Source organism: Croceibacterium segetis (assembly GCF_011320115.1).
Lineage (GTDB): Bacteria > Pseudomonadota > Alphaproteobacteria > Sphingomonadales > Sphingomonadaceae > Croceibacterium_B > Croceibacterium_B segetis.
This window is the reverse complement of the sequence record NZ_JAANOZ010000007.1, coordinates 102,522-116,497: the sequence shown is the minus strand read 5'-3', so window position 1 is coordinate 116,497 and position 13,976 is coordinate 102,522. Positions and strand designations below refer to the sequence as shown.

The 13,976-nt window shown below is 68.4% G+C and carries 19 protein-coding genes; 8 read left to right on the top strand and 11 right to left on the bottom strand.

The genetic code is table 11. The features are described from left to right. Positions 1–310: 310 nt before the first annotated feature. Together G7B69_RS10110 and G7B69_RS10105 are read left to right on the top strand one after the other, a co-directional pair. Positions 311–1,819 carry a YifB family Mg chelatase-like AAA ATPase gene (locus G7B69_RS10110; protein ID WP_166178811.1) on the top strand — a complete coding sequence of 503 codons (1,509 nt, stop codon included), beginning with the start codon at positions 311–313 and terminating at the stop codon, positions 1,817–1,819. A gap of 56 nt (positions 1,820–1,875) precedes the next feature. Then, a complete protein-coding gene (locus tag G7B69_RS10105) occupies positions 1,876–2,118 on the top strand; it encodes a twin-arginine translocase TatA/TatE family subunit (protein ID WP_166178809.1) in 243 nt (80 codons plus the stop codon). Between the two features lie 2 nt (positions 2,119–2,120). On the opposite strand, the gene G7B69_RS10100 is transcribed toward G7B69_RS10105, so the two are convergent. Both G7B69_RS10100 and G7B69_RS10095 read right to left on the bottom strand, forming a co-directional pair. Then, on the bottom strand, positions 2,121–2,543 hold the full coding sequence (locus G7B69_RS10100) for a GFA family protein (protein WP_166178807.1): 423 nt from the start codon (positions 2,541–2,543) through the stop codon (positions 2,121–2,123). After that, positions 2,540–2,980, bottom strand: coding sequence for a winged helix-turn-helix transcriptional regulator (locus G7B69_RS10095; protein ID WP_341479177.1), 441 nt, complete (start codon positions 2,978–2,980; stop codon positions 2,540–2,542). Before G7B69_RS10095 ends, G7B69_RS10100 begins: the two co-directional genes overlap by 4 nt. A 167-nt stretch (positions 2,981–3,147) precedes the next feature. Here G7B69_RS10095 and G7B69_RS10090 point away from each other — a divergent pair, with 167 nt between their 5' ends. Further along, entirely contained in the window at positions 3,148–3,444 is a 297-nt protein-coding gene (locus tag G7B69_RS10090) for a CC_3452 family protein (protein ID WP_166178803.1), read from the top strand. On the opposite strand, the gene G7B69_RS10085 is transcribed toward G7B69_RS10090, so the two are convergent. From G7B69_RS10085 to galE, 3 genes are all read right to left on the bottom strand, one after another. Beyond that, the gene (locus tag G7B69_RS10085) at positions 3,445–4,059 is read right to left on the bottom strand and encodes an HAD family hydrolase (RefSeq protein WP_166178801.1); all 615 of its coding nucleotides are present in this window, start codon (positions 4,057–4,059) and stop codon (positions 3,445–3,447) included. It lies immediately after the preceding gene. Positions 4,060–4,131: 72 nt separating this feature from the next. Next, positions 4,132–4,257, bottom strand: a complete 126-nt coding sequence (gene ykgO, locus G7B69_RS10080) for a type B 50S ribosomal protein L36 (RefSeq protein WP_033920696.1) — start codon at positions 4,255–4,257, stop codon at positions 4,132–4,134. Positions 4,258–4,344: 87 nt separating this feature from the next. Beyond that, the gene (gene galE / locus G7B69_RS10075) at positions 4,345–5,352 is read right to left on the bottom strand and encodes a UDP-glucose 4-epimerase GalE (protein WP_166178799.1); all 1,008 of its coding nucleotides are present in this window, start codon (positions 5,350–5,352) and stop codon (positions 4,345–4,347) included. A 105-nt stretch (positions 5,353–5,457) separates the two neighbouring features. Between galE and G7B69_RS10070 the strand changes: the two genes are divergently transcribed. From G7B69_RS10070 to G7B69_RS10060, 3 genes are all read left to right on the top strand, one after another. Next, on the top strand, positions 5,458–6,048 hold the full coding sequence (locus tag G7B69_RS10070) for a DUF4136 domain-containing protein (RefSeq protein WP_166178797.1): 591 nt from the start codon (positions 5,458–5,460) through the stop codon (positions 6,046–6,048). A 71-nt stretch (positions 6,049–6,119) separates the two neighbouring features. Beyond that, the gene (locus tag G7B69_RS10065; RefSeq protein ID WP_166178795.1) at positions 6,120–6,788 is read left to right on the top strand and encodes a DUF4136 domain-containing protein; all 669 of its coding nucleotides are present in this window, start codon (positions 6,120–6,122) and stop codon (positions 6,786–6,788) included. Beyond that, on the top strand, positions 6,788–7,918 hold the full coding sequence (locus G7B69_RS10060) for a M14 family metallopeptidase (RefSeq protein ID WP_166178793.1): 1,131 nt from the start codon (positions 6,788–6,790) through the stop codon (positions 7,916–7,918). The genes G7B69_RS10065 and G7B69_RS10060 overlap by 1 nt, the downstream gene beginning before the upstream one ends. A 10-nt stretch (positions 7,919–7,928) precedes the next feature. On the opposite strand, the gene G7B69_RS10055 is transcribed toward G7B69_RS10060, so the two are convergent. Then, positions 7,929–8,330: a hypothetical protein gene (locus G7B69_RS10055; protein WP_166178791.1), complete on the bottom strand. Its 402-nt coding sequence runs from the start codon at positions 8,328–8,330 to the stop codon at positions 7,929–7,931. A 193-nt stretch (positions 8,331–8,523) separates the two neighbouring features. Between G7B69_RS10055 and G7B69_RS10050 the strand changes: the two genes are divergently transcribed. Next, positions 8,524–8,850, top strand: a complete 327-nt coding sequence (locus G7B69_RS10050) for a PilZ domain-containing protein (protein WP_166178789.1) — start codon at positions 8,524–8,526, stop codon at positions 8,848–8,850. Positions 8,851–8,855: 5 nt separating this feature from the next. On the opposite strand, the gene G7B69_RS10045 is transcribed toward G7B69_RS10050, so the two are convergent. From G7B69_RS10045 to G7B69_RS10025, 5 genes are all read right to left on the bottom strand, one after another. Then, positions 8,856–10,124 (bottom strand): Rieske 2Fe-2S domain-containing protein, encoded by a 1,269-nt coding sequence (locus G7B69_RS10045; RefSeq protein ID WP_166178787.1) that lies wholly within the window; start codon positions 10,122–10,124, stop codon positions 8,856–8,858. A 90-nt stretch (positions 10,125–10,214) separates the two neighbouring features. After that, entirely contained in the window at positions 10,215–10,553 is a 339-nt protein-coding gene (locus G7B69_RS10040) for a VanZ family protein (RefSeq protein WP_243415113.1), read from the bottom strand. 27 nt (positions 10,554–10,580) lie between these two features. Continuing rightward, complete coding sequence (locus G7B69_RS10035; RefSeq protein WP_243415108.1) at positions 10,581–10,994, bottom strand: cytidine deaminase; 414 nt, start codon at positions 10,992–10,994, stop codon at positions 10,581–10,583. Further along, positions 10,991–11,689 (bottom strand): glycoside hydrolase family 25 protein, encoded by a 699-nt coding sequence (locus G7B69_RS10030; protein WP_166178782.1) that lies wholly within the window; start codon positions 11,687–11,689, stop codon positions 10,991–10,993. The genes G7B69_RS10035 and G7B69_RS10030 overlap by 4 nt, the downstream gene beginning before the upstream one ends. A gap of 1 nt (position 11,690) precedes the next feature. Then, positions 11,691–12,173, bottom strand: coding sequence for a UPF0262 family protein (locus G7B69_RS10025; RefSeq protein WP_166178780.1), 483 nt, complete (start codon positions 12,171–12,173; stop codon positions 11,691–11,693). Positions 12,174–12,444: 271 nt separating this feature from the next. On the opposite strand from G7B69_RS10025, the gene G7B69_RS10020 reads away from it, so the two are divergent. Continuing rightward, a complete protein-coding gene (locus G7B69_RS10020) occupies positions 12,445–13,959 on the top strand; it encodes a replicative DNA helicase (RefSeq protein WP_166178778.1) in 1,515 nt (504 codons plus the stop codon). Positions 13,960–13,976 lie beyond the last annotated feature (17 nt).

Below are 13,976 nucleotides of genomic sequence, written 5' to 3'. Positions count from 1 at the left end.
GCGGCCTCCCGATAGAGCGCGCGGTTAGTTGAGCGTGCTCGCCAAGTCAAGACGGAGCGAGCTTCACCTCGCCCGAGCGTACCGAGCCCCCGATCGGTACGCTCGCGGCGAGGCTCGTCGCACGATTGTGGTGTTCGGGCACAACCGGCGGCGCTGCGCCAAAGCTGCGCGACGAGGGATGACGCCGAGTGAAGGAACCCGGTTGCCGCCGGATTTACCATTGCGGATCGGAAAGTTCCCGATAACGGACTTGTCCAGTCTCGACAATGGCTTGCGCGACGCTATCACCTCCTCACGTCAGGGGAATCACGTGGTCGCACTGGTATCGACGGTCGCCTATCTCGGGCTGGAGGCGCGCGCCGTCGAGGTGCAATGCCAGATCGCCCCGGGTTTGCCGAAGTTCAATCTCGTCGGTCTGCCCGACAAGGCGGTCGGCGAAAGCCGTGAGCGGGTCCACGCCGCGCTCGCCGCGATGGGCCTGGCGCTGCCGCCCAAGCGGATCACCATCAACCTCTCGCCAGCCGATCTGCCCAAGGAAGGCAGCCACTACGACTTGCCGATCGCGCTCGCCCTGCTCGCCGCCATGGGCGTGACCGACGCCGAACAGCTGACCGACTGGATCGCGGTGGGCGAGCTGGCGCTCGACGGGCGCGTGGTCCCCTCGCCCGGCGTGCTGCTCGCCGCGCTGCATGCCAGCGCCGCCGGCAAAGGGCTTATCTGTCCCGCCGCGCAAGGCGCCGAGGCGCGCTGGGCGAGCGGCATTCCCATCTGTGCTGCGCCCAACCTCGTCAGCCTTCTCAATCACCTCAAGGGCGTGCAGACCCTGCCGGAGCCCCGCCAAGGCGAAGCCGACCCGCCAGAACCCGGACCGGACCTCAAGATGGTCAAGGGCCAGGAAACCGCCAAGCGCGCGCTCGAGATCGCCGCTTCGGGCGGACACAACCTCTTGATGATCGGCCCGCCCGGCGCGGGCAAGTCGCTCATGGCGAGCTGCCTGCCCGGCATCCTGCCCTTCATGACACCCGCCGAGGCGCTCGAAGCCTCGATGGTGCAGTCGGTCGCCGGAATGCTCGAGGGCGGGCGGATCAGCCGCCGGCGGCCCTACCGCGACCCGCACCATTCGGCTTCGATCGCCGCGCTCACCGGCGGTGGGTTGCGGGTCAAGCCGGGCGAGGTCAGCCTGGCGCATCTCGGCGTGCTGTTCCTCGACGAGCTGCCCGAATTCCAGCGTGCGGTGCTCGATTCGCTTCGCCAGCCGCTCGAGACCGGCGAAGTCAGCGTCGCCCGCGCCAACGCCCACGTCACCTACCCGGCGCGCGTGCAGCTGGTCGCCGCGATGAACCCGTGCCGCTGCGGCCATCTCGGCGACGCCGCGCTCGCCTGCAGCCGCGCGCCGCGTTGTGCCGCCGACTACCAGAGCAAGGTCTCCGGCCCGCTGCTCGATCGCATCGACCTGCACGTGGAGGTTGATCCGGTCAGCGCGAGCGACCTCGCGCTGCCGCCGCCTGCCGAGGGCAGCGCCGAAGTCGCCGCTCGCGTCGCCGCCGCTCGCGCGATCCAGACCGCGCGCTCGGCCGAGGCCGGCGCGCGCACCAACGCCGAGCTCGACGGCGATGCACTCGAGAAATTCGCCACCCCCGACGAATCGGGGCGCAAGCTGCTGATGCAGGCGGCCGAAGCGATGCGCCTCTCGGCGCGCGGCTACACCCGCATGCTCCGCGTCGCCCGCACGATCGCCGACCTCGCCGGCGCCGAACAAGTCGGGCGGATTCACGTCGCCGAGGCGCTCAGCTATCGCCGACAGCCGCCGCGGGCTTAGTTTCCCATTCAGGCGAGGCCTGCTATGGCGCGGACCTCGCTAGGAGTCTCTTTGTCATGGGTTCGTTTTCGGCGTTTCACTGGATCATCGTCGCACTGGTCGTGCTGGTGCTGTTTGGCCGCGGCAAGATTGCCGAGACCATGGGCGACTTCGGCAAGGGCATGCGCGAGTTCCGCAAGGGCATGAAGGACGAAGACGAGGATCGCGAACGCAAACTGGCTTCGAAGCATCCCGAGATCGCTCCACCGAGCAAGGTGACGGTCGACGCGGAAGAGAAAGATCCCGCGAAGAAGGACTGAGCTCAGTTCGCTTGGGGCGGTGGCGGAGGCTGCTGGGGCCAGCTTTCCATCGCCGGATCGAGCCTGGCCCAGGCGGGCATTTCTTCGGTCCAGATCGCCACGCTCGGTGCGAGGCCGTGCCCTTCGTCGAGGAAGCCGAGGCGGAAGGTCGTGAACTGCGGCCGCGCGGAGCTTTGCGCAAAAACCGGCGTCGAGCACGTTGGACAATTATGCATCGTCAGCGTGTTGCCGCTCGGCGCGCGGTAGCTCCACGAACTCAACTCGCCGGAGAGCGAAACGTCCTCGGTCCTGAACATCGCATTGTGCGTCGGCCCACCGGCGGCGGCTTTCTGGCATTGGCGGCACCAGCACACCCTCACGGCGACCGGCTCGCCGGCCATCGTCGCGCTGACCGCGCCGCAGTTGCATCGCCCACTGTGACTCATTTTCCGACCTTCTCCGATTCTTCCCAGTCGAGTTCTTCGTAGCGCAGCGGGCGCCCGTCGGCGGCGTGCAGGCGGATCGGCGCGATCGGTTTGCGGTCGCGCGCGTCGACGATCGTCAGGCTCGACTGCGTGCGCGCGCTGTACTTCTCGCCCCATTGCCTGAGGGCGACCAGCGTCGGCAGCAAGTCGATGCCCTTCTCGGTCAGGCGGTACTCGACCCGGCGGCGGTCGTCCGGGACCGGCTCGCGCTTGAGGATGCCGTTCTCGACCAGCCGGTGCAGGCGATTCGAGAGGATGTTGCGGGCGATGCCGAGCTGGCCCTGGAAGTCCTCGAAATGGCGGATCCCGTTGAAGCTCGCGCGCAGGATCATGAACGACCAGCGCTCTCCCATCACCTCGAGCGCGCTCGGCAACCCGCATTGGGCGATCTCGCGCATGTCTTCGTGCAGGTGGCCCATCGGGATCCTTTCAAGGCCGGAATACCGCACATCGCAGGCATCCGGCAAACTAAACAGTTTTGAGTTGCAACCTGCAACGCATCTTACTAGGTGGCGAATCGCAACCGATTTTTCAATGCAACCGATCGGCCGCGAAAGGACCTGCGATGCTTCGTCCCCTTACTTCCGCCGTGTTTCTCGCCGCTCTCGCCGCTGCCCCGCTCGCAGCGAAGGACAGCGGCCCGTACTACCGGGCCGAGTTGTCCCAGCCCGCCGCCGACAGCAAGGTGATCGCCGGCGGCGTGCTGTGGATGTGCGAGGGCACCCGGTGCTACGCCGGCAAGGGCACTGGCCGGCCCGAAGTGATGTGCAAGCGGCTGGCCAAGCAGACCTCGGCGGTCGTCCGCTTCAGCTTCGCCGGTGAGGAACTCGCGCCGGACGACCTTGCCCGCTGCAACGGCTGATCAGCCGAGCAGGCCCACGCGAACGAGCTCGGCTTCCAGCCCGGCGGCGCCTTCGAACAGGTGCGCGTGCCAGCCGCGCGCCCGCGCCGCGGCGACGTTGGCCGGATTGTCGTCGGTGAAGAACAGTTCTCCCGGCACGCTTCCGAAACGCCGCTCGGCGATCGCGAAGATCGCCGGATCGGGCTTGGCGACCCGCTCCTCCCCAGAAACGAGCACGTCGGCGAACAAGTCGAAGATCGGCCAGCCGCTCCGCGTGCGGGCCCAGAACTCGGCGCCGAAATTGGTCAGCGCGTAGAGCGGGACACCCCTGGCGGCGAGCCGGCGGACGATCTCATGCGTCCCGGGAATCGCGTGCGGCAGGGTCTCCTCGAAGCGATCGCGATAGGCGTCGATCAGCGCCGCGTGCTGGGGGAATCGCGCCTTGAGCTCGGGTACCATCTCGGCGAGCGGGCGTCCGGCGTCGGACTGGAAGTGCCATTCCTCGGTGATTACGGTGGCGAGGAAGTGGTCGAGCTCTTGCCTGTCGTGGATCAGCTTCTCGAACAGGTAGCGCAGGTTCCAGTCGTAGAGGACCCGCCCGATGTCGAAGACGACCGCTTGCGGCGCGTCAGCCATGCAAAAGGCCTCCGAAACCTCGGAGGCCTTGCAGGTCATCGCGGCCGCGAACGAATCGCGGCGCGGCGGACATTAGCCCTGGCGCGCCTTGAAGCGGCGGTTGGTCTTGTTGATCACATAGACCCGGCCGCGGCGGCGAATCACGCGGTTATCGCGGTGGCGGCCCTTGAGCGACTTGAGGCTGTTGACGATCTTCATGGTGATTTTCCAAAAATGAAGGCACCGGAGATGGTCCCCGATGCCGCAATCTCAAGGCCGCGCCGTTACGGAGGCATGGCCGCGAAGTCAAGCGCGCGGGCGCATATCGTCGAGCTTGCGTTCCCACTGCAGCGCATGACGCACGATGGTGTCGAGCTCGGCATATTGCGGCACCCAGGGTAGCGTTGCCTTGATGCGACCATTGTCGGACACCAGCGACGGCGCATCGCCGGCGCGGCGGCCTTGGATGCGGCGCTCGACGCGCGCGCCGGTCAGCCGGTCGACCGCGTCGAGCACCTCGAGCACCGAGAACCCCCGGCCATAGCCGCAGTTCAAGGTCAGCGAACGCGCCGGCTCGGCGATAAGCGCCTCGAGCGCGAGGACGTGAGCGGCGGCGAGGTCGCTGACGTGGATGTAGTCGCGAACGCCGGTGCCGTCGGGCGTATCGTAGTCGGTGCCGAACACGCTGACATGGTCGCGCTTGCCGAGCGCCGCCTCGACCGCGACCTTGATCAGGTGCGTCGCCCCGGCGGTCGATTGCCCGCTGCGCCCTTGCGGGTCGGCCCCGGCGACGTTGAAATAGCGCAAGGCGCAGTAGTTCAATGGATGTGCCGCCGCGGTGTCGGCCAGCATCCGCTCGGTCATCAGCTTCGACCAGCCGTAAGGGTTGATCGGCAGCGCAGGCGTATCTTCGGTAACCGGCGAAACCTCGGGAATGCCGTAAATCGCCGCGGTCGAGCTGAAGATGAAGTGCGGGACCCCCGCCGTCACCGCCGCTTCGATCAGCGTGCGGCTCTTGGCGGTGTTGTTGTGATAGTACTTGAGCGGGTTCTCGACCGATTCCGGGACCACGATCGAGCCGGCGAAATGCATGATGGCCCGCGTGCCCTGCTCGGCGAAGATCCGCGCCAGCAGCGCGCCATCCGCGACGTCGCCTTCGTAGAACGGCACCCCCTCGGGCACGGCAAAGCGAAAGCCGGTGACGAGGTTGTCGATCACCGCCACCGGCCAGCCGGCATCGCGCAGCGCGAGCACGGCGTGGCTGCCGATATAACCGGCGCCGCCGGTGACGAGGACGGGGTGCTTCTGGGCCATCGCCGGCCCCGTTAGCACGATCTCGATAGGCGGCGAGTGACAATTGCCCGTTCGTAAAGAGAAGCTTAGACCGCAACCAGCCGCCCTTTCGGACGTTTACCGCCCATGACCCGTCTCATGCTCGCCTCGATCTCTGCCGCGCTGCTGCTGAGCGGCTGCGCGCAGACTTATGTCTCGCCGGTCTCCGTGACGCGCTTCCTCGGCCCCGCGCCGGCGCGGCTGGGCATGGGCCCGATCGCCGTGCGCGCCGCGCCGGGCACGGCCAATTCGCTCGAGTTCGCGCCGTATTGGCAGGCGGTCTCGGCCGAGCTGACCCGGCTCGGCTACCAGGTGGTGGCCGGCAACGACGCGGCACAAGTGGCCGAAGTGCGCGTCGAGCGGGCGGTCGACCAGCCCGGGCGAAAGCGCAATCCGGTCAGCTTCGGCCTGGGCGGCTCGACCGGCTCATATGGCTCGGGCCTCGGCATGGGGTTGGGCATCGACCTCTCGGGTCCGCCGCCGGCGATCGCCGACAATCGCATCGGGGTTATCATCCGCGACGGCGCCAGCGGCCAGCCGCTGTGGGAAGGCCGCGCCGAGTTCGCCGCGAGCGCCAACAGCAAGTACGGCAGCGCGCAGGCGGCGGCCGCGAAGATGGTCGCGGCGCTGTTTGCCGGCTTCCCCGGCCGCTCGGGCGAGACGATCGAAGTCCGCTAGGCGGGCGAATCCGTTCACCCGCCGGACAGCCGGCGCGCTATAGCCGTCGCGTTCCTTTCGGAAGGCCCCCGATGCGCCCCGTCCTCCTTGTCGTCACCCTCATCGCCCTAGCCTCGCCGGCCGCCGCGCAACGCTGGGGCTATCCCGGAGCGGACCGCTACGGCTGGGACCGCTCGCCCAGCGTGACCCGCGACCGCAGCCAGGAAGGCAAAGTCGAGGTCACCCGCTTCCTCGCCGTAGGAACCGCCGCGCAAGCGCTCGGCCACGGCACCATCGCCGTCGCCACGGAAGGCGACCGTCTCGCCGACGATGTCGAGCGAGCGACTTACGAAGCCGCGGTCATCGACCAGCTGGCCGGCGCCGGCTACGACACCGCAACGAAGGACGACGGCGGCCAGGTCGTCGAGCTGACCGTCCGCCACGCCGAGATCGCGCCGGCCGAGGGCAAGCGCAAGCCGGTCAGCGGCGAGATGGCGGTCGGTGTCTCCAGCCGAGGCGGCTCCTATCAGGCGCTGGGAATCAACATCGACCTGTCGAAGCCGCGCAAGGCGCTGCTCTCGACCCGGCTCGAGGCGCGCATCCGCGACAAGGCCAGCGGCGCCGTGCTGTGGGAAGGCCGCGCCGACATCGCCACCCGCGCCGGCGATCCCGTGTGGTCCGACCAGGCGATCGCCGCGCGTCTCGCCGAAGCGCTTTTCGCGGGCTTCCCCGGAAAGAACGGAGAGACTATCCGGGGCTGATGAACGATATCGTCATCAACGCCGCCTTCGACAGCGGCAACATCGAAGTCATCGCCGTCGACGGCGCCAGCGCCCGGCTCGAGATCCGCAAGGACCACCAGTCCGATTTCTACCAGTGGTTCCATTTCCGCGTTTCGGGCGCGGCGGGGCGCGAACTCGTGCTCAAGATCGGCAACCTCAACGCCTCGGCCTATCCCGGCGGGTGGACCGACTACAATGCCTGCGTTTCCGAGGACCGCGACTACTGGGGCCGCGCGCCGTCGAGCTACGACAAGGGCGAGGACGGCGGCACGCTGACGATCCGCTACACCCCGGCGGGCGACCTCGCCTGGTTCGCCTATTTCGCGCCCTATTCGATGGAGCGGCATCACGACCTGGTCTCCGGGGTCGCCGCCACCGAGGGGGTCAACTACCGTTGCCTCGGCCTCAGTCTCGACGGCCAGCCGATCGACTGCCTCGAAATGGGCGACGGCGAGATGCAAGTCTGGCTCTACGCCCGGCAGCATCCGGGCGAGAGCATGGCCGAATGGTGGATGGAAGGCGCGCTCGAGTGCCTGACCGACCCGGCCGACCCGGTCGCCCGCGTGCTGCGGAGCAAATGCCGCCTGCACGTGGTCCCCAACTGCAACCCCGACGGCAGCCGCCGCGGGCACCTGCGCACCAACGCCGTCGGCGCCAACCTCAATCGCGAGTGGCACGAGCCGACGGCCGCCCGCGCGCCGGAGGTGCTGGCGATCCGCGGGGCGATGGACGAGACCGGAGTCGCCTTTGCGATGGACGTCCACGGCGACGAGGCGATCGCCGCGAACTTCCTCGCCGGGTTCGAGGGAATTCCATCATGGAGCCAAGAGCTGCAGGACAAGTACGTCCGCTTCCAGCAGATCCTCGCCCGCCGCAGCCCCGACTTCCAGACCGCCAAGGGCTACGGCGTCGCCGCCGCCGGCAAGGCCAACCTGACGATGAGCACCAACCAGCTCGCCGAGCGGTTCGGCGCCTGCGCGATGACGCTGGAAATGCCGTTCAAGGACAACGCCGACCTGCCCGACCCCGCGCAAGGCTGGAGCCCCGAGCGCTGCAAGCTGCTGGCGCGGGATTGCCTGGCGAGTCTGGTTGAGTGGCTGGAAGGGTAGTCCGCGCCGCCTACTGCCGCGTCCCGGTGATCGGGATGTCGCCGAAATCGCTGTGGGTCTGGCCGGTCAGCGTGGTCCCGTCGGCGGTGACCTTGTAGCTGAGCTTGATGGTCATATCGCCCATCACCAGCTCGCGGTCGAAGGTCAGCGTGCTGCCGTCGACCGCCACGTTCGAGATCGTGCTCTTGGGCGGCGGAGCGTCGGCCGGCGCGCCGTCCATCGGGGCGTCCTTGACGTCGATGCTGTAGGCGTCGCCATTCTGGGCGACGGTCCAGGTCGATTTGAACGTGCCGAAGTCGCTCTTGGCTTCGGTCGCCCAGGTGCCGACGACGGGCGAATCGGCGGCGAAAGCCGGCGAAGCGGCAAACATGGCCCCCGCAGCCGCGATCGCGGCGAAACGAAACTGACGCATGAACTCTCTCCCCACTCGGACGGTACGTATTACCGCGGGGCCATGTGTATCGCCCTCGCGACACCGCGACAACGCCATGAATTGTCGCAGAAGGGTTGCCGGCCGCCGACCTCTCCCCAATCACGGGGAGAAAGATGAAATCGTTATTTAACAGGTACCTGCGAAACCAGGCGAAGGATCGGGGGGCAGTCAGATGCAGGACAGGCGACGCGCCGCGCGATACGGCGTCCAAATCCAGGGACTCATCCGCGGCGAAGACGGGGTGGAGCGCGCGGTGGCGATTTCCAACCTGTCGGTCGAGGGTTGCCGGCTGAACGTCCCGGGGCGGCACCTCGCCGCCGGCACCATGCTGACGATCGGCGTCGGCCCGGTCGGCCTGCTCCACGCGCACGTCGCCTGGCGGGTGGGCGCGGTCCACGGCGTCAGCTTCGACCAGCCGCTGCATCCCGCGGTGCTCGATCACATCCGGCTGTTCCTCAGCACCGAACCAGCGGTGATCGAGGAGCGGCGCTCCGCCTGATCGGATTACTCGGCCGCTTCCATCATCTCCAGCGGATCGACCTCGCGCCAGTCGGCCTCGCCCGGAAACGCGAAGCTGACCGCGCGGATCGAGCGGAAATCGACCTCGTCGCCGGCGAACGACAGCTCCCCGGTCTCCTGGTGGCGCCGGACCGCCTCGAGCAGCTGGCGCCGGGCGCGGTAGATCACCCGGTCGCAAGTGCCGAGATATTCCTTCGAGCGGTCGACGATCGCGCCCATCGATTCCTGCACCGCGAAATCCTCGTAGGCGTTGCCGCGGTCCATGATCCCCGACCAATGGCCGTCCTTCATCGCCTGGCGGTCCTGCAGCCACAGGTTGCTGCTGTCGCCCATGTCGGCGTTGAAGTGGTCGGGATTCTCGCTCCAGGTGCCGAACGCGCCCATCAGGCTGCGGCTCATCGGCTCGTCGGTATCGTAGGCGATGTACCACTGCGCGGTGGTGACGTCGTCGATCGGGATCGAGCAGCAGACGATCCGCGGGCCCTTCGGCGCCGAGGGGATGAAGCTGAAGAACGGCAGCGAGACCTCGCGCACGCGGGCGTAGCGGCGGTTGCCGGCCTCGTTGCGGATCGCGCCTTCGCGGAAGCCGTAGGGTCGCTCGTCGAACTCGAACACCGGCGCCCCGTCGGCGAGCATGTAGTCGCTCTCGTCCTTGAAGTAATTGCGGCCGATCGCGCTGTTGAGGTTGGCCGAATGGAGGAAGGTGACGTGTGCCGAATCGAGCAGCGCCTCGAGCCCTTGCAGCCAGTTGGTGCGGATGATCCCGCGATAGGGCTGGACGTGGGTCTCCGGCAGGTGGGTGAACTCGTAGTCGGGGAACCGCGGCGGCGTGGCCTTGGCGCCTAGGTAGACCCACACGAGCTCGCCCGCCTCGTGCGTGGGGTGGCTGCGCACCGGCACGCTTTCGGCGAAGCGCTGGCGCTGGCCGGCGGGCTCGGTCGGGGCGTCGACGCACTTGCCGTCGACGCTGAATTTCCAGCCGTGGAAGATGCACCTGAGGCCGTTGTCCTCATTGCGGGCGAGCGCGAGGCTGGCACAGCGGTGCGGGCAGGCTTCCTGCATGAAGCCGACGCGGCCGTCGGTCGCGCGGAAGGCGACGAAGTTCTCCCCGAACAGGCGGATCCGCTCGGGCGCGCCGTCGGCCTCGAGCTTCTTCGAGCGGCAAGCCGGGACCCAGTATTCGCGCAGCATCGCGCCCATCGCCGTGCCGGGGCCGATGCGGGTGAGCAATTCGTTGTCGGCCGGGTTCATCATCGCGTGCGGCTCCTCTTCCGATGCGCGAGGCGGTTCGCGCCGCCGCGCTTTCGGACAAAGTCTATCACGCCTCGGGCGAGGGGCGAAACCCTACTCTGCGCGCCGCGCGCGCCGGCTCTCGACCAGGTGGGCGACCGCGAGCGCGAGCATCACGGCGAGGATGTCGGCCAGCCAGTCGCTCCATTCCGCGTCGCGATGGAGCTCGGGCACCAGCTGGACCACCTCGATCGCCGCGCCGAACGCAACCATCGCCAGCATCAACTTGATCCGCGAAAGGCCGCGATAGGCCGCGCAGCCGAGCGTTGTGATGGCGAAGAACGCCGTCATGTGCTGGACCTTGTCCGAGGCCTCCAGCAGCTCGATCGGATGGGGCAGGACGGCCATCACGAAGGCGAACAGGGCGGCCGCCCAGAAGGCGATTCGGAGCATCGAGGTCACGCGCGCGCCCTGCCCGGTCTAACCTGTCCCCAGGCTGTCCGGCCCGAACGCCTGCGGCAGCAGCGCCGAGAGGCGGACCTCGCGCACCTCGCCCGCGCCGCAGCACAGCACCAGCGGATCCGTTCCGCCGAGCGCGGCGAGTTCGTTGAGCACCTGGCGGCAGCGGCCGCAGGGGGTCAGAGGCGCCTCCCCCGGCCCGGCAACGGCGAGCGCCACCAGACCGCCGCGGCGTCCCTCGGCCAGGGCTTTCGCCGCCGCCACCGTCTCGGCGCACAGCGACAGGCCGTAGCTGGCGTTCTCGACATTGCTGCCGGTGACGATGGCCCCGTCGGCGAAGCGCAAGGCGGCGCCGACCGCGAAGTCGGAATAAGGCGCATAGGCGCTCTTGGCCGCCGCGCGCGCCGCTTCGATCAGTTCGTTGTCCTGGCTCACGGTTGCAGCACCACCCAGCGTACCGGCGTTTCGCTGGCTTCGTTACGGTACGCGGCGTTGGCGGTCCACAGCGTCCACGGCCGCCCGCCATAGTCGGGCTGCATATAGTCGCGGCTGAGCCACAGGTTGCGCTCGACCGTCGCGGCGACCGGATAGCGGGCCTCGAACGCGGACGAGACCTTGAGCACCGCCGGCTGGCCGACGTGGCCCTCGATCTCGTTGAGGAAGGTGGTCAGCTCGCTTTCGACCGCCGCCTCGCTGACCCGCGTCGGGCAGTCGTCGGCGAGCGTGTCGAGCTCGATCGCCGGCGGCAGCATCGACTTGTCGCGCGGGACGATGGTGACGAAGTTGGCCGCCTGCCTATCCGCCGGCACGCAAGGGTCGTAGCGGTGGACCGCGCCGGTCTTGAGCCCGGCCTCGCGCGCCGCGGCGAGGTTGCGCGAGAACGCCGGATCGCGCGCCGCGGCACCATCGCTCGCCTGGATGTAGGCGAAGCGCGCGCCGATCGCCCTGAAGGCGCGGAAGTCCGCCCGCCCGTCGCCGGCGCCGACGAGCACGCCCTGGACCGGGAACGCCTTGGTCTCGGGCCGCCAGTGCTGCAGCCGCCACCATCCCCAGCCCCCGCCGATCAGCGCGACGAGGACCACCGCCCCGGCGATCCGCCAGCGCCACCCGAATGCTCTTTTCCGTCCCATCCTAAGCCTTGATATGAAGCACGCAGATCAGCGTGAACAGCCGCCGCGCGGTGGCAAAGTCGGTCTCGACCTTGCCCTCGAGCGCCTCGACCAGCTGGCGCGCGCCGCGATCGTGGATCGCCCGCCGCGCCATGTCGAGGGTCTCGAGCTCGCTGGCCGAGGCCTGGCGCAGCGCCTTGTAATACGAATCGCAGATGGCGAAGTATTCCCGCACCACCCGGCGGAAACGGGCGAGGCCGAGGACGATCGTCCCGGCATCGCCGCCCTCGCCGTCGGTCACGCCGATGCACAGCCGCCCGTCGGGCACCGACAGGTCGAGCGACCACGGCCCGGCTTGCCCGGCCTCGGCCGCCCGCAGCGGCTCGAACGCGCTATCCTCGGAGAGATCGCGCAGGGCCGCCTCGCGCTCGCGCTCGACGTCCGCCCCGCGGGTGAGGATGGTCGCCTCGTCGAGCGCGATCGCGGCGATGCGGTTATCCGACATGCCATGCATATTGCAGCGCAGCATGGGCGCGGCAAGGCTCCTTCGAGACGCGACTTCGAGACGCCGCTGCGCGGCTCGTCAGCCGCTCCTCAAGATGAGCGGGACACCAAAATATCCGCTCATCTTGAGGAGAGACTGAGCGAAGCGCCGCAGGCGCGAAGTCGAAAGCTCGTCTCGAAGGAGGCTTGTGCCCGCTATCCACAGGCTCCCGAAAAAAACATTCGTCGCGGCCACCTTGAAGCGCGAGTCCGACAAGCGCATCACGCAGCCCATGGCCGAAGAAGCACTCCTCCTCCGCACCGAATCACGTCCGAGCGAAGCCCCGATGGGCCGCACCCTGCCCGCCAATCTCGAGGCCGAGGCGGCGTTCCTCGGAGCGGTGCTGATCGACAATCGCGTGCTCGAGGAGCTCGCCGTGCCGCTGCGGCCCGAGCACTATTTCGACCCCCTCCACCAGCGCCTCTACGAGCGCATCCTGGTGCTGCTCGACAAGCAGATGGTGGTCACCCCGGTGACCCTGAAGCCCTATTTCGAAGCCGACGAGGCGCTCCGCGAGCTCGGCGGCACCGGCTACCTCGCCCGCCTCACCGCCGACGGCCAGGGCCTGCTCGCCCCGCGCGAGCTGGCGCAGCAGATCTACGACCTCGCGCTGCTGCGCGAGCTGATCGTGGTCGGCCGCGAGCTGGTCGAGAACGCGCTCGACACCTCGGAAGAGGTCGAGCCGATGAAGCAGATCGAGGAGGCCGAAGCCGCGCTGTTCCGCGTCGCCGAGGGGGCCGCCGGCAGCAGCGAGGCCGAATCGTTCCGCGGCGCGACCAGCAAGGCGCTGGCGATGATCGAGACGGCGATCAACTCGGGCGGCCACGTCTCGGGCAAGACCACCGGCTTCGCCTCGATCAACGAGAAAGTCGGCGGGCTGCACAACTCCGACCTGATCATCGTCGCCGGGCGCCCGGGCATGGGCAAGACCTCGCTCGCCACCAACATCGCCTTCAACTGCGCCGACCGTTACTTGCGCGACAAGCGCGACGGGATCGACAAGTCGATCGGCGCCGGCGTCGCCTTCTTCAGCCTGGAAATGTCGAGCGACCAGCTCGCCACCCGCATCCTCGCCGAGCAGGCCGGGATCAGCAGCGAAGCGCTGCGCATGGGCAAGATCAGCCGCGAGGATTTCCAGCAGCTCTCCTACGCCAGCCAGCGCCTCGCCGAGCTGCCGCTGTTCATCGACGACACCCCGGCGCTGACCATCGCCGCGCTGCGCACCCGCGCCCGCCGGCTCAAGCGCCGCCACGACATCGGCCTGATCGTGGTCGACTACCTCCAGCTTCTACAGGGCAGCGGCCGCAGCCAGGACAACCGCGTCAACGAAATCTCCGAGATCAGCCGGGGGCTCAAGACCCTCGCCAAGGAGCTTCAGGTGCCGGTGATCGCGCTCAGCCAGCTCAGCCGCGCGGTCGAGCAGCGCGACGACAAGCGCCCGATGCTCTCCGACTTGCGCGAATCCGGCTCGATCGAGCAGGACGCCGACATGGTCTGGTTCGTCTACCGCGAGGACTACTACGTCGGCAGCCGCGAACCCAAGCGCCCGGTCGAGAGCGACGACGTCAAGACCCACGAAGCCCACGCCGCCTGGGCCGCGCAGATGGAACAGGTTTACGGCCTCGCCGAGCTGATCGTCTCGAAGCAGCGCCACGGCTCGACCGGCAAGGTGCGGCTGCGGTTCGAGGCGAAGATCACCAAGTTCTCGGATCTCGCCGAGGGGGACTACGCGGCGGATTACGATTGAGCGGCGAACGGCCAGGC